Origin of the sequence: Janibacter sp. RAF52 (assembly GCF_052114035.1) — a bacterium.
Taxonomy (GTDB): Bacteria; Actinomycetota; Actinomycetes; order Actinomycetales; family Dermatophilaceae; genus Janibacter; species Janibacter hoylei.
This window is the reverse complement of record NZ_JBFRDY010000002.1, coordinates 227,796-250,972: the sequence shown is the minus strand read 5'-3', so window position 1 is coordinate 250,972 and position 23,177 is coordinate 227,796. Positions and strand designations below refer to the sequence as shown.

The 23,177-nt window shown below is 72.9% G+C and carries 23 protein-coding genes; 8 read left to right on the top strand and 15 right to left on the bottom strand.

The genetic code is table 11. The features are described from left to right. The first annotated feature begins 24 nt into the window (after positions 1 to 24). The 3 genes from AB4Y78_RS03685 to AB4Y78_RS03675 all read left to right on the top strand — a co-directional run bounded on the left by AB4Y78_RS03685 (position 25) and on the right by AB4Y78_RS03675 (position 2,969). Positions 25 to 945: an NAD(P)H-dependent flavin oxidoreductase gene (locus AB4Y78_RS03685; protein ID WP_441714125.1), complete on the top strand. Its 921-nt coding sequence runs from the start codon at positions 25 to 27 to the stop codon at positions 943 to 945. Positions 946 to 1,008: 63 nt separating this feature from the next. After that, complete coding sequence (locus AB4Y78_RS03680; RefSeq protein WP_441714127.1) at positions 1,009 to 1,443, top strand: hypothetical protein; 435 nt, start codon at positions 1,009 to 1,011, stop codon at positions 1,441 to 1,443. A 41-nt stretch (positions 1,444 to 1,484) separates the two neighbouring features. Then, on the top strand, positions 1,485 to 2,969 hold the full coding sequence (locus tag AB4Y78_RS03675) for a hypothetical protein (protein WP_441714129.1): 1,485 nt from the start codon (positions 1,485 to 1,487) through the stop codon (positions 2,967 to 2,969). A 146-nt stretch (positions 2,970 to 3,115) separates the two neighbouring features. Here the strand turns inward: AB4Y78_RS03675 and AB4Y78_RS03670 are convergent, their stop codons facing one another. The 3 genes from AB4Y78_RS03670 to AB4Y78_RS03660 form a co-directional block, all read right to left on the bottom strand. Next, entirely contained in the window at positions 3,116 to 3,757 is a 642-nt protein-coding gene (locus AB4Y78_RS03670; protein WP_306513412.1) for an FMN reductase, read from the bottom strand. After that, on the bottom strand, positions 3,754 to 4,917 hold the full coding sequence (locus tag AB4Y78_RS03665) for an LLM class flavin-dependent oxidoreductase (protein WP_441714131.1): 1,164 nt from the start codon (positions 4,915 to 4,917) through the stop codon (positions 3,754 to 3,756). The genes AB4Y78_RS03670 and AB4Y78_RS03665 overlap by 4 nt, the downstream gene beginning before the upstream one ends. 88 nt (positions 4,918 to 5,005) lie before the next feature. After that, the gene (locus AB4Y78_RS03660; protein ID WP_259910719.1) at positions 5,006 to 5,965 is read right to left on the bottom strand and encodes a methylenetetrahydrofolate reductase; all 960 of its coding nucleotides are present in this window, start codon (positions 5,963 to 5,965) and stop codon (positions 5,006 to 5,008) included. A gap of 80 nt (positions 5,966 to 6,045) precedes the next feature. On the opposite strand from AB4Y78_RS03660, the gene AB4Y78_RS03655 reads away from it, so the two are divergent. Then, a complete protein-coding gene (locus AB4Y78_RS03655) occupies positions 6,046 to 6,804 on the top strand; it encodes an SDR family NAD(P)-dependent oxidoreductase (RefSeq protein ID WP_441714134.1) in 759 nt (252 codons plus the stop codon). 398 nt (positions 6,805 to 7,202) lie between these two features. Here the strand turns inward: AB4Y78_RS03655 and AB4Y78_RS03650 are convergent, their stop codons facing one another. Then, complete coding sequence (locus tag AB4Y78_RS03650; protein ID WP_441714136.1) at positions 7,203 to 7,670, bottom strand: aminoacyl-tRNA deacylase; 468 nt, start codon at positions 7,668 to 7,670, stop codon at positions 7,203 to 7,205. A 10-nt stretch (positions 7,671 to 7,680) separates the two neighbouring features. Then, positions 7,681 to 8,073 (bottom strand): hypothetical protein, encoded by a 393-nt coding sequence (locus tag AB4Y78_RS03645; protein WP_441714138.1) that lies wholly within the window; start codon positions 8,071 to 8,073, stop codon positions 7,681 to 7,683. Between the two features lie 74 nt (positions 8,074 to 8,147). Between AB4Y78_RS03645 and AB4Y78_RS03640 the strand changes: the two genes are divergently transcribed. Further along, on the top strand, positions 8,148 to 8,654 hold the full coding sequence (locus AB4Y78_RS03640) for a DUF4395 domain-containing protein (protein WP_306513420.1): 507 nt from the start codon (positions 8,148 to 8,150) through the stop codon (positions 8,652 to 8,654). A 9-nt stretch (positions 8,655 to 8,663) separates the two neighbouring features. Here AB4Y78_RS03640 and AB4Y78_RS03635 read toward each other — a convergent pair whose 3' ends face one another. Then, positions 8,664 to 9,413: an enoyl-CoA hydratase/isomerase family protein gene (locus AB4Y78_RS03635; RefSeq protein WP_306513422.1), complete on the bottom strand. Its 750-nt coding sequence runs from the start codon at positions 9,411 to 9,413 to the stop codon at positions 8,664 to 8,666. Next, on the bottom strand, positions 9,413 to 10,591 hold the full coding sequence (locus AB4Y78_RS03630; RefSeq protein WP_202865246.1) for a thiolase family protein: 1,179 nt from the start codon (positions 10,589 to 10,591) through the stop codon (positions 9,413 to 9,415). The genes AB4Y78_RS03635 and AB4Y78_RS03630 overlap by 1 nt, the downstream gene beginning before the upstream one ends. 205 nt (positions 10,592 to 10,796) lie before the next feature. Between AB4Y78_RS03630 and AB4Y78_RS03625 the strand changes: the two genes are divergently transcribed. Both AB4Y78_RS03625 and AB4Y78_RS03620 read left to right on the top strand, forming a co-directional pair. Further along, a complete protein-coding gene (locus AB4Y78_RS03625; RefSeq protein ID WP_128277350.1) occupies positions 10,797 to 11,111 on the top strand; it encodes a hypothetical protein in 315 nt (104 codons plus the stop codon). A gap of 2 nt (positions 11,112 to 11,113) precedes the next feature. Further along, a complete protein-coding gene (locus tag AB4Y78_RS03620) occupies positions 11,114 to 11,959 on the top strand; it encodes an SDR family oxidoreductase (RefSeq protein ID WP_441714141.1) in 846 nt (281 codons plus the stop codon). Between the two features lie 6 nt (positions 11,960 to 11,965). Here AB4Y78_RS03620 and AB4Y78_RS03615 read toward each other — a convergent pair whose 3' ends face one another. Genes AB4Y78_RS03615 through AB4Y78_RS03580 form a run of 8 tightly spaced genes read right to left on the bottom strand, consistent with a single transcriptional unit; the run spans position 11,966 to position 21,720 of the window. Next, a complete protein-coding gene (locus AB4Y78_RS03615) occupies positions 11,966 to 12,478 on the bottom strand; it encodes a GyrI-like domain-containing protein (protein ID WP_441714143.1) in 513 nt (170 codons plus the stop codon). A gap of 25 nt (positions 12,479 to 12,503) precedes the next feature. Next, the gene (locus AB4Y78_RS03610) at positions 12,504 to 13,811 is read right to left on the bottom strand and encodes a glycoside hydrolase family 15 (protein WP_441714145.1); all 1,308 of its coding nucleotides are present in this window, start codon (positions 13,809 to 13,811) and stop codon (positions 12,504 to 12,506) included. Positions 13,812 to 13,840: 29 nt separating this feature from the next. Continuing rightward, on the bottom strand, positions 13,841 to 14,008 hold the full coding sequence (locus tag AB4Y78_RS03605; RefSeq protein ID WP_259910700.1) for a hypothetical protein: 168 nt from the start codon (positions 14,006 to 14,008) through the stop codon (positions 13,841 to 13,843). Between the two features lie 48 nt (positions 14,009 to 14,056). Then, positions 14,057 to 14,569, bottom strand: a complete 513-nt coding sequence (locus tag AB4Y78_RS03600; protein ID WP_259910698.1) for a GNAT family N-acetyltransferase — start codon at positions 14,567 to 14,569, stop codon at positions 14,057 to 14,059. Further along, positions 14,566 to 16,515 carry a penicillin acylase family protein gene (locus tag AB4Y78_RS03595; protein ID WP_441714148.1) on the bottom strand — a complete coding sequence of 650 codons (1,950 nt, stop codon included), beginning with the start codon at positions 16,513 to 16,515 and terminating at the stop codon, positions 14,566 to 14,568. Before AB4Y78_RS03595 ends, AB4Y78_RS03600 begins: the two co-directional genes overlap by 4 nt. Beyond that, positions 16,512 to 18,899, bottom strand: a complete 2,388-nt coding sequence (locus tag AB4Y78_RS03590) for a GNAT family N-acetyltransferase (RefSeq protein WP_441714150.1) — start codon at positions 18,897 to 18,899, stop codon at positions 16,512 to 16,514. The genes AB4Y78_RS03595 and AB4Y78_RS03590 overlap by 4 nt, the downstream gene beginning before the upstream one ends. After that, positions 18,896 to 20,227 carry a lysine N(6)-hydroxylase/L-ornithine N(5)-oxygenase family protein gene (locus tag AB4Y78_RS03585; RefSeq protein ID WP_282070478.1) on the bottom strand — a complete coding sequence of 444 codons (1,332 nt, stop codon included), beginning with the start codon at positions 20,225 to 20,227 and terminating at the stop codon, positions 18,896 to 18,898. The genes AB4Y78_RS03590 and AB4Y78_RS03585 overlap by 4 nt, the downstream gene beginning before the upstream one ends. Then, positions 20,224 to 21,720 (bottom strand): pyridoxal phosphate-dependent decarboxylase family protein, encoded by a 1,497-nt coding sequence (locus tag AB4Y78_RS03580; RefSeq protein WP_259921420.1) that lies wholly within the window; start codon positions 21,718 to 21,720, stop codon positions 20,224 to 20,226. Before AB4Y78_RS03580 ends, AB4Y78_RS03585 begins: the two co-directional genes overlap by 4 nt. A gap of 163 nt (positions 21,721 to 21,883) precedes the next feature. Here AB4Y78_RS03580 and AB4Y78_RS03575 point away from each other — a divergent pair, with 163 nt between their 5' ends. Further along, positions 21,884 to 23,119, top strand: coding sequence for an MFS transporter (locus tag AB4Y78_RS03575; RefSeq protein WP_259921418.1), 1,236 nt, complete (start codon positions 21,884 to 21,886; stop codon positions 23,117 to 23,119). The last annotated feature ends 58 nt before the right edge of the window (positions 23,120 to 23,177 follow it).

Here is a 23,177-nt window from a genome sequence, read left to right as displayed (position 1 = left end):
AGCGCACGGAGCATGATGAGGGACATGATCGCGATCACCGACCTGCTCGGCACCACCCACCCGATCATCAGCGCCCCGATGGCCGGCGTCGCCGGCGGCCGTCTCGCGCACGCCGTCTCCGCGGCCGGCGCCCTCGGCATGATCGGCGCGCGCGGCAGCGCGTCACCGGGGTGGATCGCGGAGCAGGCGGCGATCGCGGGGGCGGGCGGGGCCCCCTTCGGCATCGGGCTCATGGCCTGGGTGCCGGAGCTCGACGAGCAGATCGACGCGGTGACGGCGCTCGCCGGGCTCTCCCGGCCCAAGCTCGTCTCGGTCTCCTTCGGGCCGCTGCGGGAGCCGGTGCGCCGGCTGCACGAGTGGGGCCTGCTCGTCGCCTGCCAGGTCGGCAACGCGACCGATCTCGACGAGGCGATCCGCGCGCGGGCCGATGTCATCGTCGCTCGCGGTGGCGAAGGGGGCGGCCACGGCCGTGACGAGATGGGCACCGACGAGATCCTCGCCGCAGCGCTCGCCGCGACCGACCGCCCGGTCGTCGCAGCCGGTGGCATCGCGACGGCCGAGGACCTCGCCCGGGTCGTGTCGGCCGGGGCAGCCGGCGCGTGGTGCGGCACCCCCTTCCTCACCTGTGCCGAGGCCGACAACTCGCCGGAGGCGCGGGCCGCGCTCGTCGCGGCTGACAGCACCCGCTACTCGCGGGTGCACGACGTCGCCCAGGGCATCGCGTGGCCGCGGGAGTTCGGCGGGCGGGCGGTGGCGACCCCCTTCGTCCGGCAGTGGGCCGGCCAGGAGGACGCCATGACCGACGCGGCGAAGGGGAAGCACGCCGCCGGTCGGGAGCGGGGCGACACCGACTACACGCCGCTCTACGCGGGCGTGGGTGTCGACCGCCTGACCGCCGAGACCGATGCGGCGAGCGTCGTGCGGCAGCTGGTGCCCGGCGGCTGAGCCGGGCCGACAGGGGAGTGCTGCCCATGGTGCGACCGGCACTGCGCTCGTAGCGTCCTCGGCATGAAGACCTCTCGCATCGCCTCACTCACCTCCGTCATCGCCGCCGCCAGCGTCATCGGTCTGGCCACCGCCGGCCCGGCCAGCGCCGCCACGAGCATGAGCGCCACCGTCTACGGCGCGACGGTCCGCGGCAAGATCTACACGGGCTACGCCTACGGCAACAAGGCGGTGACCTACAGCGCCGTCCTCAACGACACCCGCAGGTCCAACGGGTACCGCGCAGAGCTGCAGGTCCGCGGTTACGTCAAGCATGCTGGCACCAGCAAGATCGAGCTGGTCCCTTTCGGCGGACCGGCGACCCATTCCACGACGTCGAGCGTGCGCATCCGCTCCGGCATCTACCCGACCGGCTCGGCCACCAAGGCCCGACTGAAGTACCGCGTCTGCTCCCGCACCTGCTCCACGTGGCAGACCTCGCCCTGGTACAGCGTCTGAGGGATTTGATCCGCACGTGACCGCCGTCACAGGATGGGGGCATGAGCGACGAGATCTCCGCCGGCGTCCACTTCCCGGCTGACGGCGAGGGCGTGCGGTCGACGACTGCCACGACGAAGGGGGTCCTCGCGGACTCCGTGCGCGGGACCGACCCCGCGCTCGCCGACCGCATCGAGGGCGTGCGCGACTGGCGCAAGGGCTATGTCGACCTCGTCCACGACGTGACCGCGGCGAGTGCGGCCAGCGCCGATGCCGCCCGGCGGATCGCGGACGACGGGCTCGCCTCGATGCGACGCCGGATGGTGCTCGTCGATGTCGCCGGCGACGAGGCTCCGCTCGACGAGGCGACCGTGACGCTGCCCGCGGGGGCGGCCCCCTTCGGCTCCGAGAGCGTGCGGGGCACCGCGGACCCCGTGACCGAGCTGCGGGTGCCGGTCGGTGGCCGCGAGCTCGCCGGTGACGAGCTGCGCGGACAGCTGGCCGCCTGGGTCGACGCGGGGGTCGTCGAGCCGAGCTTCGCCGCGGCCGTCGCCGAGGTCATCGACCACCCCGAGTGGCTCGCGCTGCCGGGCCACCGCGCCCTGCTCATCGGCGCCGGCGCGGAGATGGGGCCGCTCGAGACGCTGCTGTCGTGGGGAGCCGACGTCCTGGCGATCGACCTGCCGCGCAGCCGCGCCTGGCGGCACAAGAAGGGGCTGGCCACGCGCAGCGCCGGCACGCTGACCTTCCCCGTCGACGTCGCGGGCGACTCCGGTGCCGACGTCGTCCACCAGCCGGGGCAGGTGCTCGAGTGGCTGCGTCGGGTGCGGGGCGAGCAGCCGCTCGCGGTCGGCATGCACGCCTACGCCGACTCCGGGGTGCACGTGCGGGTCACGGCCGCCGTCGACCTGCTCATGGGTGCGCTGACGGACGACGACCCGCAGACCGCGCTCGCCTGGCTGGCCACCCCGACCGATGCCTTCGTCGTGCCCCCGGAGGTCGTCGCGGAGTCACGGCGCCGCTGGGCAGCGCGCGGCGTGGGGCTGCGCGGGGTGCAGGCCCCGGTACGGGCGCTCGGGCGCGGGCGGCTCTTCGCCCCGGCCTACGCGGGTGTCGGCGAAGGGGGCCCCGGCATCGCCGATGTCATCGTCCCGCAGCAGGGACCCAACTACACGATCGCCAAGCGGCTGCAGCGGTGGCGGGGCGTCGCCGCGGAGGGCTCCGGTCAGACGGTCTCCTTCAACGTCGCGCCGGCGACGTGGACGCGCTCGGTGACGAAGAACCCCGTGCTCGGCGCGGCCTACGGCGGCGCGCACCGCTTCGGGGTGGAGGTCTTTGCCCCCGAGACGGTGCGTCCGCTCATGGCGGCCCTGCTCGTGCGCGATCTCGTCCGCGAGAGCCCGCAGCGCGCCCACCCGGAGGAGCTCTTCAGCGAGGCGGCGGCCCACGGTGGCCTGTGGCGCGTGGGCTACGAGCCCAAGACGGCGCTCGGCGTCGCCGCCGTGGCCGGCCTGCCGGGCTCCCTTCGGCGGCGCCTGCGTGGCTGAGGGGAGCGCCCCCTTCGCCTCATGATTTCCGGGTGACCCGAGAAACCCCCGCTTCGCAAGAGTTTCAAACCCTTGCGAAGCGGCAGTTTTCCGGGTGACCCGATATTCGTGTGGTGCCTGAGGTGACCCAGCCGGGCGAAGGGAGGTCAGCTCCCGTCGTGCCCGCGCAGCAGCTGGCTGAAGTCGGTCACCGGACCCAACGGGCCGCTCGCCTCGTCACCCGTGGGCGCGAAGCCGGCGACACCGGTGCGCTCGGCGACGACCAGGGCGGCGAGCTCGCCCGCCGCGCGGTGCACGCGGCGCTCGAGGTCGGCGTCGCCACCGAAGTCCTCGGTCGCGGCGAAGACCGCGGTCGGCACGACGACCGCGCGCAGGTAGGCGAAGAGCGGGCGCATCGCGTGCTCCAGCACGAGGCTGTGCCGGGGCGTGCCGGCGGTGGCCGCGATGAGCACCGGCTTGCCGATGAGCGCGTCCTTGTCGAGCAGGTCGACGAAGGTCTTGAAGAGGCCGGAGTAGCTCGCGGTGAAGACGGGCGTGACGGCGATCAGGCCGTCGGCGGCGACGACCTTGGCCTGGACGCTCTCCAGGCCGGGCGTTGGCCGGTTGCCCGAGACCATCGTCTGGGCCATCTCGACGGCCAGCTCGCGCAGCTCGACGAACTCGACGTCGACCGACTCGCCGCGCCCGCCCACGGCAGCGCGCGTGGCGTCGGCGAGCTGGTCGGCGAGCAGCCGGGTGCTCGAGGGCGACGAGAGCCCAGCGGTGATGACGACGACGGACCGGCTCATCGGGTGGTGACCTCCTCGCGCTGCGCCGCAGCCTCCTGCTCGGCGATGGCGACCGGGCTGGTGACGACCTTACGGTGCGGGCTGTCGGGGCCCTCGGCCACCAGCGAGGCGTGGGTCGGCGGCTCGCTCGGCACGCCCTCGGGGCGGCGTGCCTCGAACTCCCTTCGCAGCACCGGCACGACCTCGCGGCCGAGGATCTCGACCTGCTCGAGGGCCATCTGGAGCGGCAGGCCGGCGTGGTCCATGAGGAAGAGCTGGCGCTGGTAGTCACCGACGTGGTCGGCGAAGGAGAGGGTGCGCTCGATGACCATCTCGGGCGTGCCGACCGTGAGCGGTGTCTGCCGGGTGAAGTCCTCCATCGACGGCCCGTGCCCGTAGACCGGCGCGTTGTCGAAGTAGGGCCGGAAGATCCGCTTGGCCTCGGCCTCGCTGTCGGCCATGAAGGCCTGCCCGCCGAGCCCGACGATCGCCTGGCTGGCGTCGCCGTGGCCGTAGTGCTCGAAGCGCTGGCGGTAGAGGCCGACCATCTGGGCGGTGTGCTCGATGTTCCAGAAGATGTTGTTGTGGAAGAACCCGTCGCCGTAGAAGGCGGCCTGCTCGGCGATCTCGGTGGACCGGATCGAGCCGTGCCAGACGAAGGGGGCGACGCCGTCCAGTGGCGCAGGGGTGGCGGTGAAGCCCTGCAGGGGCGTGCGGAACTGGCCCTTCCACGTGACGTTCTGCTCGCGCCACAGGCGACGGAGCAGGTGGTAGTTCTCGATCGCCAGCGGGATGCCCTGGCGGATGTCCTTGCCGAACCACGGGTAGACCGGGCCGGTGTTGCCGCGGCCCATCATCAGGTCGACGCGTCCGCCCGACAGGTGCTGGAGGAAGGCGTAGTCCTCGGCGATGCGCACCGGGTCGGTCGTCGTGATGAGGGTCGTCGCGGTCGAGAGCTTGAGGCGCTCGGTCTTGGCGGCGATGTAGGCGAGGTGGGTCGTCGGCGCGGAGGGGACGAAGGGCGGGTTGTGGTGCTCACCCGTGGCGAAGACGTCGAGCCCGACCTCCTCGGCCTTCAGGGCGACCTGCGTCATCGCGTGGATCCGCTCGCCCTCGCTCGGCGTGCGACCGGTCGTGGGGTCCATCGTCACGTCGCCGACGGAGAAGAGTCCGAACTGCATGGCCGCGCTTCCTGCTGGATTATTGAATCGTCAATTATCCTAACGGAGTGGGGCCGGGATCCATTCCCGGGTGGTCGTCGTGGGCCGGCTAGACCCGGTCGAGCAGGGCCGCGACCTCATGGGTCAGCTCCTCTGCGGCCTCGATCTCGACCCGCCGGCTGGAGACGGACTCGATGTTGAAGCCGAAGGGGATGCCGAGGTAGCGGCAGAAGTCGGTGAGCTCGCGGGCGGCGTTGAGCGCGTGCTGGCGCGACCACTTCAGCGGGTCGTCGGCGTGGACGATCTCGTTGCGCACCCAGCTGGGCACCCGCACGCCGAGCCACTCGAGGAAGCTCAGCGTCTTGTCCGACCCGCACAGCGAGAGGGTGAAGATCAGGGGCGCCGGGTCGAGCTCGTCCTCGACGACGGCATAGCGGTAGTCGGAGGCGAGGTTCTTGGCCGCGCCGATGTCGTAGACGATCTGGCTGATGAAGAAGCCGGCGCCCGCGTGCTGCTTGCGCAGCAGTCGCTCGTGCTCGTCACCGCGGCCGGAGTGGCGCTCGGGGATCGTCACGCCACCCAGCGGCAGGCTCGGCCGCACCTCGCGGTGCAGCTCCAGGGCGCGGGGCAGGGTCGTGTTCACCTCGGCATCTCTGCTCGAGCTGCCGACGAAGACGGTGAGGACGTTGTCCGGCGCCGCGGCCAGCCAGTCCGCGAGCTCGTCCTCGCGGTACTTGCCGACGGCGCGGTAGACGATCGCCGGCCGGTCCCAGCCGGCGAGCTGCTCGCTGAGGTAGTCGCCCGGGTCGAGCATCGAGGCGAAGGGGAAGGGGCGGGGGGCGGCGTTGCGGTCGGCCTCGTCGGTGATGTCGTAGAGGACGAGGGCGTCGACGGGCAGGGCCTCGGCGCGGGCGAGGGTCCGAGCGGCGATCTCGCTGATCCGCTCGGGGGCGGTCTCGGCGCGGGGCGGGGTGATGCCGAAGAGCAGGACCTCGCGCGGGTTGCGCACCGCGGCAGGGAAGTCGCCGGGGGAGGGGGGCTTGGATTCCTCCGCAGGGAGCTCGCTCATGCGGGCACCGTAACCGGGGATCGGCCACTGGTTAGGCTCGGCCCGATACCCGGACACCATCCCCCTTCGAGGAGAGCACCGTGCAGATCACCGACACCGCCGCCATCGTCACCGGAGGGGCCTCGGGCCTCGGCGCAGCGACCGCGGCTGCGCTCGCCACGGGCGGTGCGCGCGTCTTCGCCTTCGACCTGCCGGCCTCGATCGAGGGCGCCCCGCAGGTCGACGGCGTCGAGTACGTCGCCGTCGACGTCACCGACCCCGAGCAGGTCCAGGCCGCGGTCGACACCGCCGCCGGCGCCGGCGTGCCGCTGCGCACCGTCGTCAACTGCGCCGGCATCGGTCCGTCGATGCGCATCCTCGGCAAGAAGGGCCCGCACGACCTGGCCTTCTACGCCAAGGTCGTCCAGGTCAACCTCGTCGGCTCCTTCAACGTGCTGACGCTCGCCGCCGAGAAGATATCCCAGACCGAGGCCCTCGAGCACGGCGCCCGCGGCGTCGTCATCAACACCGCCTCGATCGCGGCCTACGACGGCCAGGTCGGCCAGGCCGCCTACTCCTCGAGCAAGGGCGGCATCGTCGGCCTCACCCTGCCCGCTGCCCGCGACCTCGCCCAGTACGGCATCCGCGTCATGACCATCGCTCCCGGCATCGTCGAGACCCCCATGCTCGCGACCGTCTCCGAGGAGTTCCGCGAGGGCCTGGCGAAGGGAGTCCCCTTCCCGCAGCGCCTCGCCCGCCCCGACGAGTACGCCCAGCTCGCGCTGTCGATCATCGACCACGACTACCTCAACGGCGAGGTCATCCGCATGGACGGCTCGCTGCGCATGGCTCCTCGCTGAGTTCGCGCTTCGGTCTCTGAGGGGGCGCCCCGCGCCCCGTCTGCCCGTTCCCTGAGGGGGCGCCCCGCCCCCCGTCTGCCCGTTCCCTGAGGAGGGCGCCCCGCGCCCCGTCTGCCCGTTCCCTGAGGAGGGCGCCCCGCGCCCCGTCTGCTCGTTCCCTGAGGAGGGCGCCCCGGGCCCGTCTGCCCGTTCCCTGAGGAGGGCGCCCCGCGCCCGTCTCGAAGGGCCGCGAGCACAGGGCTGGGGGTGACCCTAAGGAAAAGTCCCGACTCCTGTCGCAGACGCCTCACCGGGCGTAGCAGGGTCGGGACTTTTCCATGAGTCGGGCCGACCCCCACCCTGCGCCCGCTCCTCACCGTTCCCTGAGGAGGCCGCCCGCGGCCGTCTCGAAGGGCCGGTCAGGCGGGGTCGGTGACGTCCGCGACCTGGGCGTCGAGGTGAGCGAGCATGGCGTCGGCGTCGAGGGTGGCGGCGACGCCGTGGGCGCCGGCGCCGATGGAGACGGTGCGGCCGGCGACGGTCTCGTCGGCGACGACGGGCAGTGCCTGCAGCGAGCCGAAGGGGGTGATCGTCCCCCGCTCGTAGCCGGTCACCTCGCGGGCGATCTCCTTGTCCGGCAACGAGATCCGGTTGACCGACAGCAGAGCACGCAGCTTCGGCCAGGAGATCTGGCGATCGCCGGGGACGAGGACGAAGAGGTGGTCGCCCTCCCCCCTTCGCACGACGAGGGTCTTGATGATGTCGTGTGGCTCGACCCCGCGGGCTGCGGCCGCCTCCTCGAGGGAGCGGACCATGCCGCGCCGGGTGATCGTGTGCTCGATGCCGCTGTCGACCAGGGCCTGTGCCGCTCGGGTGCCACCGTCCATGCTCGGCAGCCTACGGCCGTCCGAGTCGCGCTCTCAGGCGCTGGCCGAGCTCGACCTCGTGGGGGATCCGGCGCAGCTCGGCGCCATCGGCCGCCACGCCCTGCGCCCGCAGCCGCTCCGCCAGGAAGTCCCAGTGATCCTGCTCCATGTCCTCGTGCGTGAGGTCGCCGTGGGGCTCGTCCGGGCCGACCACGGTGACGGCCGTGCCGGCGATCTCCTCGATGGTCATGCGCTCCCACAGGCCGTCCGGGCCCCACTCACTCCAGCCCCGATCGTCGAGCAGGATCCGTCGGGTGCCGTCGTGGAGGACGGCCAGGTGGAGTGCGGACACGGACATCGACCGGGGGCCGTTGGTTCCGTCGTCGAGCTCGACGACGGTCACCAGGTGGGTCACGGAACGCATGACGCCTCATCCTGCCAGCGCGCACACATCACAGGACGTTATGCCTGTCCAAACGCAGACTTATGATTGTGGGCATGGCCTTCTTTGACTTCCCCAACCCGGTCAACGACAAGGCGGCGCGCACGGTCGCCACCGGTGTCGTCGCGATCAGCGTGCTGACGCTCGTGACCGGATGGTGGTGGCTGCTCGTGCCGCTCGCGCTGGGCTTCCTCGGCCGGGTGCTCGCCGGGCCCCGGCTCAGCCCTCTCGGCTGGTTGGCGATGCGAGTCGTCGCTCCTCGGCTCGGGCAGCCGGTGCTGACGCCGGGGCCGCCCAAGCGCTTCGCCCAGGGCATCGGTCTGGCCTTCTCGACGACCGCGGCGGTCCTCGCCCTCGGTCTCGGCCTGCACACCGCCGCGGGGATTGTCCTCGGCGTGCTCGTCGTCTTCGCGACCCTCGAGGCAGCGCTCGGCTTCTGCGCCGGTTGCTGGGCCTTCGGTCACCTCATGCGCCTAGGCGTCATCCCGGAGGAGACCTGCGAGGCCTGCGCCGACATCACCCGTCGCCGCCCGGCCGTCGAGGAGCCGGTGACGACAGCCTGAGCCGCCGGCTCAGCGCCCGAGGAAGGCGTCGAAGAGCGCCTGCGTCTCGGGCAGCGACGCCCGGGCGCGGATGGTCTCCGCCTCGTCCCGACCGCTCGCCTCACGAGAGCGAAGGGAGCCTGCCCGCAGCAGTCGTCGGGTCTGGCCGTAGGCGCCGGCGGGTCCGGCGGCCCAGGTGGCCGCGAGCTCACGGGCCCGGGCCAGCGGGTCGGCGGCGACCTCGGCGACCAGGCCCTGCTCGCGGGCCTCGTCGGCCGACAGCGGCTGGTCACGCAGCGCGAAGGCGAGCGCCCGCTGCCGACCCATCGCCAGCGGCAGCAGGGTCGACGTGCCGCAGTCGGGGTTGAGGCCGATCTTGGGGTAGGCGACGACGAACTTCGTGCCCTCGGCCGCGATGACGACGTCGCCGGCGAGCATGATGCCCAGCCCGGCGCCGGCGACGGCACCGTGCACGGCGACCGCCACCGGCTTGTCGAGCGCCTCGAGCGCGGCGACCGCGGCGTCCCCGGCGACGGCGAGCTCGTAGAGGTCACCCGCGGTGTCCTGCGAGTCGGCGAAGGAGGCGATGTCGCCGCCCCCGCAGAAGCGCTTGCCGGCACCGCTGAGGACGACGGCGCGCACCCCTTCGTCCTCGGCAGCCCGCTCGGCGGCCTCGCGCAGGGCGACACCCAGCGCCATGTCCAGGCTGTTGGCCGCCTCCGGGCGGTTGAGCTCGATGCGGGCGACGCCGTCGGCGACGGTGCACTCGACGGAGGCCATCAGATCCGCCGGAACATCGCGGCGAGGGCCTGGCCGCCACCGATGCACATGGTGACGATGCCGAGCTCGAGGTCGCGCCGGACCATGTCCTTGGCCAGGCGCAGGGTGAGGATCGCGCCGGTCGCGCCGACGGGGTGGCCCAGGGCGATCGCGCCGCCGTAGGGGTTGACGCGCGCGGGGTCGAGCTCGGTGTCGCGGATGACGGCGACGGCCTGCGAGGCGAAGGCCTCGTTGAGCTCGATCGACCCGATGTCCGAAGGGGAGGTCCCCGTCTTGTCGAAGAGCGCCCGCAGCGCGTGGGTCGGTGCGTAGCCCATGAGCTCCGGCTCCATCGCCGCGGTGGTGACCGCCTCGAGGCTGACGAGCCCGGTGAGGCCGCGCTCGGCGACGGCGGACTCCCGGCCGAGGACGACCGAGGCAGCGCCGTCGTTGATGCCCGAGGCATTGCCGGCGGTGACCGAGCCGTCCTTGGCGAAGGCCGGGCGGAGGCCGGCCAGGGTCTCGAGGGTGGTGTCGGGCTTGGGGTGCTCGTCCTTGTCGGCGGTGAAGGGCTTGCGGCCCCCGACCTCGAAGGGGGTGATCTCCTCGGCGAAGGCTGCCTGCGCCTCGGGGGTCGCCGCGCGGCGCTGCGACTCGAGGGCGAACTCATCCTGCTCCTCGCGGGAGACGCCGTACTTCTTCGCGACGTTTTCCGCCGTGACGCCCATGTGGATGCCGTGGAAGGGGTCGGTGAGCATGAGGACGGTGCCGTCCTGCAGCTGGCGGTTGCCGAGCTTGTAGCCGCTGCGGGCACCGAAGTCGTAGAAGGGCATCCGGGTCATCGACTCGTCACCGCCGGCGAGGGTGAAGTCGAGGTCGTTCCACCGCATCTCCATCGCGGCGGACCAGATCGCCTGCAGGCCCGAGCCGCACAGGCGGTTGACCGTGTAGGCGGGGACGTTGGTCGGCAGGCCGGCCGTGACGGCGACGCGACGCGCGTTGTAGGCGTCGGGGCCGACCTGGCCGATGCAGCCCATGACGACCTCGGAGATGTCCTCGCCCGCGACACCGGCGCGCTGCAGCGCCACCCGGCTGGCCTCGGCGCCGAGCTCGAAGCCCGGCACGTCCTTGAACATCCCGCCGAAGCTTCCGGTCGGGGTACGGGCGCCGTCGACGACGACGATCTTCTCGGTGCTCATCAGCTGCTCCGTGGTCGGTGGGTGCGTTCGGAGGTCAGCATCCCACCACGCCCCTCCCGGTCCCTGAGGAGGTCGCCCCGCGACCGTCCCACCGGTCCCTGAGTGGGTCCCACGTCCCGCGTGGGCGGTCGCCCCGCGACCGTCCCACCGGTCCCTGAGGAGGTCGCCCCGCGACCGTCTCGAAGGGCGGTCGTAGCCTGTCCGCATGGCACTTCGCAGCGCAGAGAGCGTCCAGACCGCACCCGTCGCCGCCCTCGGGCTGATCGGCGGCTACCTCACGGCCCGCGAGAGCGGCATCCGTCCGCTCGGGGGAGTCGTCCTCGGCGCGGCCGGTCTGCTCGCCGGTCGCAGCTGGCTCGCCAAGACCGACCCGGCGACGACCGCGGCGCTGTCGGCGATCTACCTCGGGGGCTTCGGCGCCTCGCACCCGCTGGCCAAGAAGGTCGGCGCCTGGCCGGCCGTCCTCGGCGTCGCCGCTGCCTCGGCTGCCGCGTCCTACGCCCTGTCCGACCGGCGCTGACCGTGGCCACGGCTCCCATCGCCCTCACCGGGGCGACCGGTGGCATCGGTGGCCGCGTGGCCGACCGCCTCGCGACGCAGGGGGTCCCCCTTCGCCTCCTCGTCCGCGACCCCGACCGGGCGCCGGATCTGCCGGGTGCGACAGCGGTCGTGGCCCCCTTCGCCGACGGTGACGCCGTCCGCGAGGCCCTCACGGGGGTCGAGACGGCCTTCATGGTCTCCGCGTCGGAGGCAGCCGACCGGGCGCAGCAGCACCTGACCTTCGTCGAGGCGGCCGCGGCCGCCGGCGTGCGGCACCTCGTCTACCTCTCCTTCCAGGGGGCGAGCGCGGCGTCGACCTTCACCTTCGCCCGCGACCACGCGGTGACGGAGGCGGCGATCCGTGGGACGGGCCTGACCTGGACCTTCCTGCGCGACTCCTTCTACGCCGACTTCATGCCGGGGCTCGTGGGTGACGACGGCGTCATCCGCGGACCCGGCGGCAGCGGCCGGGTGGCCGTCGTGGCCCAGGACGACATCGCGGACGCCGCTGCTGCCGTGCTGCTCGACCCGGCCGCCCACGCCGGCCGCACCTACACGCTGACGGGGCCAGCAGCCTTGTCCTTCACCGAGATCGCGACGATCGTCGGCGAGGCGAGCGGCCGCGAGGTGACCTACGTCGACGAGACGCTCGACGAGGCCCGAGCCTCACGGGCGGTCTACGACGCTCCTGATTGGGAGGTCGCCGGCTGGATCTCGACCTACACGGCGGTCGCCGCCGGCGAGCACGCCGAGGTCACCGGCGACGTCGAGGCGCTCACCGGGCACCCGGCGACGCCGCTGCGCGAGGTGCTCGCCGCGGGTCGCTGAGGCCGCTCAGCTCTCGTAGGACAGCACCAGGTCGGTGCGGAGCGTCGCGGGGTCCAGGTCGGGGGAGGGCTCGGTGACGTAGACCTCCCAGAAGGGCAGCGCCGGCTGGTGCCCGTCGGCCGCCACCTGTTGCATCAATCGGCCCCACGCGTCCCCCAGACCGTCGTACCCGCCCAGGTGGGAGACCGTCGCGACCTGCGTCGCCGGCATGCTCGAGGGCAGGAAGGTGATGCCACCCGCCTCGAGCTGTCCGTCGAGCGGCGCGGCGACGGGGAAGCCGGCCTCGAAGGTCATCGTCGCCCCCGGCATGCGGTGGTGCAGGGAGATCGCGGGCCCGGCGATCTGCACGCCTGCCTCGGCGAGCGCGGGCACGAGCGCCGTGAAGGTCTCGTCGAAGATCGCGGGCATCCCGTCGGGAGCCACGTCCTGGGCGAGGCGGACCACGGTCGGGATCTGCTGGGTGACGAGATAGCTGACGCCCTCGTGGGGCGGTCGGAGGTAGGTGGGGGTGTCGGTCACGGGTGCCTCCTGCGTCGGTGTGCTGTCAGCCTGCCACGTCGGCCGCGGCGGTGAGCGTGACCGCGGCGGTCCACGCGAGCGGCGACGGGCCGGCGGGGGAGCCGTCGTCGAGGACTTTTTCGGGCAGCGACCCGGCCGACGTGCGGTGCTCGGCGAGCCAGCGCAGGGTCTCGACCGCGCGCTCGCGGGTCGTGGGACTCGTGGCCCAGGCGCCGGCGAGCACGGCCGTCTCGGGGGTCCAGGCGACGCCGTCGTCGCGCCAGTCGCCGCCGGGGGCGTAGCCGCCGTTGGGCCGGGCCATCTGGCGGGCGGCGTCGTCGAGCGCGGCCCGGATGTCCGCCTCGCGTGGTGGCGCCGTGCGGTAGGGCGGCAGCAGCCAGGCGATCGCGGTGTCGCTCGCGCCGCCGCTGATCCGACGGGGCCAGCCCCGCATGCCGAAGGTCGCGTGCACCTGGTGGTCGAGGTGCAGCGCCGCTGCGGCGCAGCGTTCGCCGAGCCGGTCCGGCAGGAGGGTCGCGGCGTGCTCGAGGCCGGCGAGGACCGGGGCGGCGGTCCCGAGGGTCAGCTGCCCCTCGTCGAGCTCCCAGTAGTCGGGCGAAGGGAGCGGCAGCCCGTCCGCGGCGAGCCGGCCGAGTGCCGTGGTGGCGCAGTGCCGCACGAAGCCCTCGATCGCCGACGCGTGGGAGGTGCCCCGCCACGAGTCGGCCGTCGAGCCGGCCGCCCACAGCACCCAGCCGAAGCCGTCGTCCTGCGGGGGCCGGTCGTCCGGGGTGCCGCCGTCGAGCGCGTAGCGGGCCTGCATCCGCCCTGCCCGGCCGACGCGGGAGGCGAGGGCCGCGAGCTGGCGGGTGGCTCCCTTCGCGTCGCCGAGGCGGTGGAGGGCGACGGCCACGTGCGCCGTGTCGCGGGGCCACGCGTGACGCCACATCGGGGACCACCCGGCGACGGCGAGGGGCAGGCCCGCGGAGAGCACCCACAGGTCGAGGGCGGCCTGGCGGGCGAGGTCGCGCGGGGTGCCGGCCACGTGCCCGGGCAGGCTCAGGCCGGCGAGCCACTCCTCCTCGGCCTCCAGCAGCGGCCCCTGCTCGGGGCCGACGAGGACCCGGGAGTCGGGCAAGAGGCGCTCGAGGTCGGGTGTCTCGACGAGCCGGCGGGTCTGCCGCCACGGACCCTGCAAGGTCTGCATCGCGACGGTGAGCCCGTACGACGCGGGCACCTCGTGGCGGGTGCGGTAGAGGCCGATACCTCCGGTGGCCGTGGCCGTCAGGGCAGCCGCACCCATCGACCCGGCGACGAAGCTGCGCCGGGTCGGGTGGCCTGCGCGCTCGGTCATCCCCTCACGCTACCGAGCGGTCGCGCGGCTCAGGTGCGCCGTCGGTTGCCCGCCATGCCGACCGCGACCCAGGCGGCGGCGACGAGGATGCCGCCGGCCACCGGGTACCAGCGCGGCACCGTGTCGAAGAAGGCGAAGCCGAGGCCGAAGGCCATGGTGATGATCACCGCGACGAGCGCGGGTGTACGTGTCCCCATGCGGTCAGTGTGGCGACGCTCGCGACGCCTGTCCACGGTCGGTCGTGGTCAGACCTGCAGCAGCGACGCGAAGCGCTCTCGCGTCAGGTAGACCATCCGGGCGTCCTTGTCCCCGATGCGGACCTGCTCGCCGAGCTCGAATCCGGTCTGCCGCAGCCGCTCGAGGATCGCCCGGTTGGCAGCGTCGGGCTCGCCGACCAGCCGCTGCACGGCCGGGTCGGCGAAGGCCCACGCGAAGATCCCGGCGCCCACCGCGAGGGGGTCCTCGCCGGGGGCGACGAAGACGTGCGCGCCGAGGTCGCCCGGCTGCACGTCGTAGGCCTCGGCGATCGGGTCGTGCTCGGGCTCGTAGGTCTGCAGCAGCGCCACCGGCCGTCCCTCGACCTCCCCGATCCACGCCCAGTGCGCCTCGAGCGAGTCGACGAAGGCGTAGACGTCGCGGATCTCCTCGACGCTCTTGTCGCCCATGCCCCAGAAGCGCCCGCGCGGGTGGGTCACCCACCCGTGGATCAGCGGGGCGTCCTGCTCGGGCTGCAGGGGTCGGAAGGTCAGGTCGGTCATCGGGTCTCCTGCTCGTCGGTCGACTGCGGCTGGGGTCGTGGGGTGGCGACGTCGGCGAGGTCGCCGTCGCGCCACAGCCCCTGCTGGTCGTGGGCGTGGGGTGACGTGGCCGGGCCGTCGGCGCCGAGCGGCACGGCCCAGCCGCTCGGTCCGCCGAGGGACCAGACGAGCCGGGCGGCCGGGCCCCGCCAGCACAGGTCGCTCAGACCGGGGGCGGCGGCGGTGGCGAGCACGCAGTCGCCGTCGCCACCGAGCGGGCCCGAGGCGGGGGCCACGGTGTGCTCGGCCCGGACGAAGGGGGCGACGTGCCGCTCCCCCCACGTCCGGTCGTCAGCAGGGGCCTGGGCGACCCGGACGAGTGCCTGGACGGCGAGGTCGTCGATGGGCAGGCCCCAGTCGCGCCCGACGTGCACGATCCGCTCGATCCCGGCGCCGACCCGGGCGACGGGATCGACCCAGGGGGCGAAGAGCGCTGCGAGACCGGCGGGTTCGTGGATCGGCGCGAGCCGGGGGTGGGCGGCGACGGCGAGCACGAGCTCGGTGCGCCAGCTCGCGAAGATGGGCGCGTCGTGGCTGCCCGCGTCCATGCGCCCGTCCCAGGCGAGCAGCCGCAGGCGCAGCTCCTCGGCGGGGCCGGTGGCCGCGACCCCGCCGAGGAGAGTCTGGAAGGTCGGCCAGGAGCCGAGCTGCGTGTCGACCTGGATCGCCGCGAGGCCGGCGGTGTCCCACGTGGTGCCCTCGCCGAGCAGCTCGGCGATCCGCTGCGCCCGGTGCGGTGCGGCGAACTCCTCGCCGAGGTCGGCGACGGAGGGCCGGCGGTCGTTCGCGTGCACGACGACCTCGCCGTCGGCGAGGTCCCGCCGCGCCGGGGGCGCCGCCACCGTGCCCATGTGGCCGACCTGAGTGCGCATCTCCCTAGGGAAATGCGCATCCTCTGGGGGCGGGTCCACCTGAGTGCGTATTTCCCTAGGGAAATGCGCATCCTCGGGCGTCGTCACGAGACGGCCGGCGACACGCTCGCGCACCCGACCGTCGGCGCCGGCGATGACGACGGCGTTGACCGGCTCGACCCAGCCGTCGAGGGCTGCGTCGACGTCGTCGACGGTGCGGGCCAGGAGCAGCCGACGCATCGCCGCGAGTCCGATGTCGCCGTCGAGGCCGGCGGGCGAGATCGGGTGGGGGACCACCGGATCTGCGTCAGGGGCGATCTGCTGGTAGTCGGCCATGGCGTGCGTGACCGCCCACGCGACCGACCCGGTGTGGCCGAAGTGGGGTACGCCCGGCACGCCGGCGAAGGCCAGCCCGGTCACGTCGAGCTGCGGCGTCGTCAGCCGCACCTGCTGGTAGATCCCCGGCGCCTCGAGCACCCGGTGCGGGTCGGCGGCGATCATCGGCGCGCCGGTGGCGGTGCGTGACCCGGTGAGCGCCCACGCGTTGCTGCCGCCGAGCGGCACCCCCTCGTGGCTGAGCAGGTCGAGGGCGTCGTCGCCCAGCTGGGCGCGCACGTGCCGCCGCCACAGCAGGTGGCCGAAGTTGCCCATGAGCACGTGCTGCACGAGGAAGACCCCGGCGGGCGACCACGGCTCCCAGGGCTGCGGCTGGGTGCCGGTGGCAGCGAACTCCGGTGCTCGAGAGCCCCCTTCGTCGAGGCCGTCGTTGACCCCCGCGACGTAGGCGTGCAGCCAGCTGCGGGTGTCGTCGTCGAGGTCGGCGACGGCTGCACGGGCGATGCCGGGCAGGTCGGCCCGGGTCGCGAAGTCGTCCCAGTCCGAGGTCCCGAGGAGGGCGGCGGAGGTCGCCTCGGACCGCCGCCGCTCCACCTCGATCTGCCAGGCCCGGTCGACAGCGGCCGACCGACCCTGGGCGAAGGCGAGGTCCTCGAGCGTCTCCCCCCAGCAGAGCGGGATGCCGTGGGCATCCCGCTCCACCCGCCAGCGTCGGGTCACCCGGCCACGTCCCTGCTCACGCTGCCGCCGCCGACGTTCCCTGAGGAGGTCGCGAAGCGACCGTCTCGAAGGGTCGCGGCGTGGAGGGGGTTGTCGAGGTCCCCGACCCGGATGAGCGATCCCTCGGGATCGCTGAGGTCGACCATCTGCAGCGTGTTGCGCAGCTGCAGCCGGTTGAGGCAGGAGTGCTCGAAGGTCGGCCGCAGCAGGTCGAGCCGGGCCGCTCGCGGGTGGTCGGCCGCGTGCTCGGTGATGCACTCGGCGACGAGGCCCCAGAAGTCCTTGCCGGTGAGCACCCCGTCGTCGGCGAGGATCTCCGCGACGAAGCGCAGCACCCCGTCGAGCACGTCGGTGAGCACCGACAGCGACTGCACCTGCGGGTCGAGGACGTGCCGGATGCGCTCGACCTCGGGCGGCAGCTCGCGGTCGGACATGACGACGACCTCCTCGCCGATGTCCTTCATGTAGACGCCGGTGGGCACGTGGTCCTCGAGGACGAGGATGAGGTTTTCGCCGTGCGGCATGAAGGCGAGGTCGTGCACGCCGAGGCAGTGGACGACCGGCCGCAGGTAGGCCCGCAGCATCCGTCGCACCCACTCGGTCGCACCGATCGGGCTGGCGGCGATGAGCTCGGTGATGAGCGCCGTGCCCTCGGCGTCGCGGTGGAGCAGCCCGGTGAGCGACTGGAGGCGCTCTCCCGCAGCGAGCTTGGGCACCGGCGACTCGCGCCACAGGGCGGCGACCATCTTGGTGTGCGCACTGGGCGAGCCGAGCTGGTGGTAGGCGTCGCCGGTGTAGCCGACGGCCGCGACCTCGCGCAGCACCTTGAAGCCGCAGTCGGCGAGCTCCTGGTCGGCGGCGACGACGCCGGCGACCCAGTCGTTGATCGCCGGCGTGGCCGCCATGTACGTCGGCGAGAGGCCGCGCAGGAAGCCCATGTTCTGGATCGCCAGTGCCGTCTTGACGTAGTGCCGCTCGGGCCGGCTCGTGTTGAAGAAGGTGCGGATCGACTGCTGCGCCCGGTAGCGGTCGTGGGTGGTGCCGAGGTGCACGACGTCGCGGCGGGCGATGTCGGCGGCGAAGGTCACCGCGAGCTTGTGGTCCCACTGCCACGGGTGGACCGGCATGAGCAGGTAGTCGGCGGGGTCGACCCCCTTCGCCTCGAGACGAAGGGAGAATCGCTCCCGGTCCGCCGGGTCGAGCTCGCCCGCGTAGAGGTCCTCCTCCGTCATGCCGTCGGCCAGGGAGAGGTGGGCGACGGTGCGCCGCACCGCGATCCACTGCATGCGCACGTCGGCGCCGGCCTCCGGCGAGTAGGCCGCGTGGTCGGTGGCGGAGAAGCCGATGCGACCGTTGTTGGCGACGAAGGCGGGATGCCCTTCGGTCATCGCCGACTCGATGGTCTGGAAGTCGGCGTCGACGAGGTCGCGGCTCGTGCGGCGCCCGTGGTGCCACTTGAAGGCCAGGCTCGCGAGGGTCCCGCTCAGCTCCTCGAGGTAGGTCGAGCGGAGGTGGTCGGGGATGCCGAGGTCCTCGTGCAGGTCGGAGACGACCACCAGGGCGTCGACCTCGGTCGGGCTCCCGTCGACGGTCCGCTCGATGCTCGCCGGGTCGACCCGCCAGTGCTCGAGAGCGTGCCGGGTGGCCGCGAAGGTGTAGCGGGCCGCCCCGGCGCTGATCGTCCACCGCCCGTCCGCCGTGGGCTCGGGCTCGAGGAGCCGCTCGTGGGTGAACTCGCCGATGGCCTTGGCCGCGACGTGCCGGTGGGCGCGGGCCATGACGCCCGGCTCGAGGTGGGCGACGTCGGGGCTCGGCAGCTCCTGCGTGCCCCGCTCCAGCTCGCTGGCCGCGAAGTCGGCGACGGTGCAGAAGCTCAGCAGGGCCTGCTTGTCCGGCAACGAGATGCGGCGGTCGACGACGAAGCCGGCGGCGGCGTTCTTGGCGTGGATCGCGTGGTTGCGGGCGTCCGGCTCGACGACGACCTCGGTCGTCGCGGGGTCGCGGAAGCAGAAGTGCATGACCGCGCGGAAGACCTGCGAGGTCAGGCCGCTCACCGGCGTGTCGGTCGGCGCGACGAGCACGTGCATGCCGAGCTGACCGGGGGTGACCCGGTAGTGCGCGGCGAGCACGGAGTGCGCCGGGTCGTACGTCTCGGTCAGGAAGGTCGGGATGCCGTCGACCCGACCCAGCCAGGCGTCGTGGTGCTGGTCGGCGTCGATCTCGTCGAAGGCCGCCCGGGTCTGCTCCGGGGTGTACCCCTGCATGCCCCAGAAGGCCGACTTGGGGTGGGTCACCCAGTCGTGCAGCAGGTCGGCGTGCTCGGCGGGGACGACCGGCTCGATCGTCACGCGGCCGACGGGCGTGAGCAGGGCGAAGGGGGTCATCGCGCCACCGCCTCGGCGCGCACGGGCTCCACCACGGGGGAGTCGATCTCACCGACCCCGAAGTGCTGGAAGGCGATCCGCTCCTCGACGGGGTAGACCTCGCGGCCGGTCATGGCGTTGATGATCACCGAGTTGCGGTAGGCGCCCATGCCGAGGTCGGGGGCCAGGACGGAGTGGGTGTGCTCCTCCGCGTTTTGCACGAAGATCCTGCCGTCGAGGTCGACGCTGTAGTCGGCCCCGGTGTCGTAGCGGTCGCGGGCATCGCGCCGGATGCGTCCGGCGACGGGCTCGAGGAAGGCGGGGGTCCGGGGGCGGTAGCCGGTGGCGAGGACGAGGCCCTCGCTCGTCACCCGCACGGCGGCGTCCTGCTCCTCGTGGTGCACGCCGAGCGTGTACCGCCCGGAGATGGCGTCCCAGCTCGCCTCGCGCACCTCGCTGTTGGTGAGCAGGGTCGTCGGGACGGGTGCGCCGGTCTCGACGCGGATCCGGTAGAGGGTGTCGTAGACCTGGTCGACGAGGTCGCCGCTGATCCCCTTGTAGAGGTTGCGCTGCGCGCGCAGCAGCACGTCGCGCCGCTCCATCGGCAGCTCGCGGAAGTAGCGGGCGTACTCCGGCGAGGTCATCTCGAGCGTGAGCTTCGTGTACTCCATGGGGAAGAAGCGCGGCGAGCGGGTGATCCACGTCAGGTGGTAGCCGTGCTCGGTGATGCCCTCGAGCAGGTCGAGGTAGATCTCGGCGGCGGACTGCCCACTGCCGATGACGGTCACCGACCCCTGGTCCTGCAGGGCCGCTCGGTGCTCGAGGTAGTGCGCGGAGTGGGTCACGGGTCCGCCGAGGCCCTCCGCGACGGGCGGGAGCGTCGGCTCGGTGCCGATGCCGAGCACCACATGATGAGCGCGAAGGGAGGTGACCGTCCCGTCGCCGAGGCGAGCGGTGACGACGTAGGTGCCGTCGGCCTCGCGCTCGACGGAGGTCACCTCGTGGCCCCAGCGGATGGTGTCGAGCTGGTCGGCGACCCAGCGGCAGTACTGGTCGTACTCGGCGCGCAGCGGGTAGAAGCTCTCGCGGATGTAGTACGGGTAGAGCCGCCCGATCTGCTTGAGGTGGCTGAGGAAGCTGAAGCGGCTCGTCGGGTCGGCCATCGTCACGAGGTCGGCCATGAAGGGCACCTGGATGGTCGCGCCCTCGAGCATCATCCCGGGGTGCCAGCTGAACTCGTCCCGCGCCTCGAGGAAGACGCCGTCGAGGTCGGGCAGGTCGTGGGTCAGGGCGGCCAGGCCGAGGTTGAAGGGCCCCAGGCCGATGCCGACGAAGTCGTGCACCTTCATCGCGCCACCTCCAGCTCCGCGAGGCTCAGCTCGTCGAGGTGGACCGGTTCCTGAGGAGGCGCGCCAGCGCCGTCTCGAAGGGCGGCGAGCAGCGCCTCTCCGGTGGCGGCGATCGTCTCGAGGATCCCGAGCAGGTGCGCCAAGGGGGTCTGCGGGTTGAGCAGGGTGAACTTCAGCCACGACCGCCCCTCGATCGTCGTGCCGGCGACCATGACCGACCCGTCGTCGAGGAGGGCGTGCCGGATACGGGGGTTGAGCGAGTCGGCCTCGGTGACGCCCACCCCCTTCGGCCGGTAGCGCATGAGGACCGTGCTGAGCACGGGCTCGACGGCGACCTCGAAGCGGTCGTCCTCCCGCAGCACCTCCCACACCTCGTGGGCGCGGTCGATGACCTCGTCGAACATCTCGCCGACGGCGTCGGCGCCGGTGACCCGCAGCGTCAGCCAGAGCTTGAGCGCGTCGAAGCGGCGCGTCGTCTGCAGCGACTTGTCGACCTGGTTGGGGGTCACCGCGGTCCGCGGGTTGAGGTAGTCGGCGTGGTGGGTGACGTGGACCAGGGTCGCGCCGTCGCGCACGACGATCGCGCTGGAGCTCACCGGCTGGAAGAAGGTCTTGTGGAAGTCGACGGTCACCGAGTCGGCCCGCTCGATGCCGGCGAGCAGGTGCCGGCGACGAAGGGAGACGAGCAGCCCGCCCCCGTAGGCGGCGTCGACGTGCAGCCACGCGCCGTGGGCGGCGGCGAGGTCGGCGATGGCGGCGACCGGGTCGATGACGCCGAGGTCGGTGGTGCCCGCGGTCGCGACGACGGCCATGGCCGTCTCCCCACGCTCGCGGATGCCGTCGAGCTCGCTCGCCAGGGCGGCGACGGACATGCCGCCGGTCGCGCCGGTCGGCACCGCGATGACGGCGCTCGGGTGCAGCCCCATGATGCGGGCGGCCTTGATGACGCTGAAGTGGCTGTGCTCGGTCGCGAGGATCCGCAGCGTGGCATCGGGCCCGACCCGGCGGACCGCCTCGCCGCGTGCGAGGAGCAGGCCCTGGAGGTTGGACTGCGTGCCGCCGCTGGTGAAGACGCCGTCGGCGCCCTCGCCGAAGCCGATGCGGCCGGCGGTCCAGCGGATCAGGCGCTGCTCGACGAGCGTGCCGCCGGCGCTCTGGTCCCACGTGTCGACGGAGGTGTTGACCGCCGAGATGATGCCCTCGGCGAGGACGGCCGGCAGGGCCACGGGGCAGTTGAGGTGGGCCACGTAGGAGGGGTGGTGAAACCAGATGGCGTCGCGCAGGTAGATGTCGGTCACCTCGGCCAGCGCCGCGTCGAGGTCGGAGGCGGGCCGGTCGAGGTCGACACCCTCCACGGCGGGGGTGAGGTCGGCGACGGTCGCCCCGGTCGACGGGGCGTCCGCGGCTAGGTGCCGCGCGACGAGCTGCGTCACGCGCGCCATGCCGCGGACGTAGTCGTCGGCGGTCTCGTGCGTCAGGAGGTGGGGGTTCACCGAGCATGCTCCTAGAAGTAAGGGACACCTAACTTAGGTAGTGCTGGCCTAACATAACTGCCGTGCGCCGACCTCGCTCGTCGAGATCGCGTCGCTGCGCATCACCGCCGATGCGCGATGACCCCTACCCGGGCACCTGCCCACGAGCGCGAGGAAGAACCCCGTGACGACCACTGCCCCGACTGCCACTGAAGACGCCACAACCCTTGGCGCAGAGCGGTTCCGGCTCATCACCGCCCTGTACTTCACCCAGTACCTCGGTGTGGGCTTCCTCACGATCGGGCTCGTGGCGATCCTCCGGGACGGCGGGACCTCCCTCGCGACGCTCGGCATGCTCCAGACGATCGGGCTCATCTGGCCGCTGAAGTTCCTCTGGGCGCCGCTCGTCGACCGCTTCGGCAGCCGGCGGGTCGGCCACTACCGCTCCTGGCTCATCCCGCTGCAGCTCGGCCTGGTCATCACGCTGCTGGCGCTCACCCCCTTCGCCACCCCCGCCGACCATCTCGGCCCGGTCTTCGCGATCTGCGCGCTCTTCGTCCTCTTCTCCGCCACGCAGGACATCGCCGCCGACGCGCTCGCCGTCCGCCTCCTCACCGACTCCGGTCGGGGGATCGGCAACGGGATCCAGGTCGGCGGCAACTACCTCGGCAGCGTCGTCGGCGGCGGCCTGGCCGTCGTCGTCTACGACCGGTGGGGCTGGGTGCCCGCGATCCTGCTCCTGGCCCTGCTCACCGCCACGGCCCTCGGCGTCGTCATCGGCTTCCGCGAGCCGACCCGCGAGGTGCAGGTGCGCCGGGCCGGGCTGCGCGAGCTCCTCTCGGTCTTCGCCCAGCAGGGCTGCCGCAGCTGGGTGCTCGTCGTCGTCCCGCTCTACTACATCGGGGCCGCCGTGGGCTACGCGATCGTCTCGCCGGCTCTCGTCGACGCCGGCTGGTCGCTGACCAAGATCGGGGTCGTCTCCGGCGCGATCGCCTCGGCACCGGCCGTCCTCTCGGCGCTCGGCGCGGGTGCGCTCGTCAGCCGCTGGGGTCGTCGTCGCGTCCTCGTCCTCGGTGGCGTGCTCCTCGCCGTCGCCACCCTCGGCCTGGTGCCGCTCGCCCTCGGCGAGGCGTCGACCGTGTGGACGACGATCGCACTGTGCGCCTTCATGGCCGCCTACGCGGTGGCCAATGTCGTCGTCTACACGATCAACATGGACTTCGCCCGCCCCGACTCGGCCGGCACCGACTTCACGACGCTCACCTCCTTCGCGTTGGCGATGTCCTTCGTCGCGGCGGCCCTCGCCCTCACCGCCGCCGTGTGGATCGGCTACCTCGGGGTGCTCGTCGCGTCGATCGCCCTCGTCCTCGTCGGCACCGCGCTCGGCCTGCGGCACCAGCGTCGGCACGGGGTCTCCTGACGCCCGGCGCCCGCACGCGCGGGGGAGTGCTCCCCGTGCGAGTCGCTTGCTGTCGGCG

Coding starts and splice junctions, on each gene's coding strand:
- AB4Y78_RS03650 (WP_441714136.1), bottom strand. CDS start 7,670: ATGGACGGTGGCACCCGAGCGGCACAGGCCCTGGTCGACAGCGGCATC.
- AB4Y78_RS03665 (WP_441714131.1), bottom strand. CDS start 4,917: ATGCAGTTCGGACTCTTCTCCGTCGGCGACGTGACGATGGACCCCACG.
- AB4Y78_RS03680 (WP_441714127.1), top strand. CDS start 1,009: ATGAAGACCTCTCGCATCGCCTCACTCACCTCCGTCATCGCCGCCGCC.
- AB4Y78_RS03590 (WP_441714150.1), bottom strand. CDS start 18,899: ATGACCCCCTTCGCCCTGCTCACGCCCGTCGGCCGCGTGACGATCGAG.
- AB4Y78_RS03610 (WP_441714145.1), bottom strand. CDS start 13,811: ATGACCGAGCGCGCAGGCCACCCGACCCGGCGCAGCTTCGTCGCCGGG.
- AB4Y78_RS03635 (WP_306513422.1), bottom strand. CDS start 9,413: ATGGCCTCCGTCGAGTGCACCGTCGCCGACGGCGTCGCCCGCATCGAG.
- AB4Y78_RS03605 (WP_259910700.1), bottom strand. CDS start 14,008: ATGGGGACACGTACACCCGCGCTCGTCGCGGTGATCATCACCATGGCC.
- AB4Y78_RS03600 (WP_259910698.1), bottom strand. CDS start 14,569: ATGACCGACCTGACCTTCCGACCCCTGCAGCCCGAGCAGGACGCCCCG.
- AB4Y78_RS03640 (WP_306513420.1), top strand. CDS start 8,148: ATGGCCTTCTTTGACTTCCCCAACCCGGTCAACGACAAGGCGGCGCGC.
- AB4Y78_RS03660 (WP_259910719.1), bottom strand. CDS start 5,965: ATGAGCGAGCTCCCTGCGGAGGAATCCAAGCCCCCCTCCCCCGGCGAC.
- AB4Y78_RS03645 (WP_441714138.1), bottom strand. CDS start 8,073: ATGCGTTCCGTGACCCACCTGGTGACCGTCGTCGAGCTCGACGACGGA.
- AB4Y78_RS03685 (WP_441714125.1), top strand. CDS start 25: ATGATCGCGATCACCGACCTGCTCGGCACCACCCACCCGATCATCAGC.
- AB4Y78_RS03675 (WP_441714129.1), top strand. CDS start 1,485: ATGAGCGACGAGATCTCCGCCGGCGTCCACTTCCCGGCTGACGGCGAG.
- AB4Y78_RS03585 (WP_282070478.1), bottom strand. CDS start 20,227: ATGAAGGTGCACGACTTCGTCGGCATCGGCCTGGGGCCCTTCAACCTC.
- AB4Y78_RS03670 (WP_306513412.1), bottom strand. CDS start 3,757: ATGAGCCGGTCCGTCGTCGTCATCACCGCTGGGCTCTCGTCGCCCTCG.
- AB4Y78_RS03625 (WP_128277350.1), top strand. CDS start 10,797: ATGGCACTTCGCAGCGCAGAGAGCGTCCAGACCGCACCCGTCGCCGCC.
- AB4Y78_RS03630 (WP_202865246.1), bottom strand. CDS start 10,591: ATGAGCACCGAGAAGATCGTCGTCGTCGACGGCGCCCGTACCCCGACC.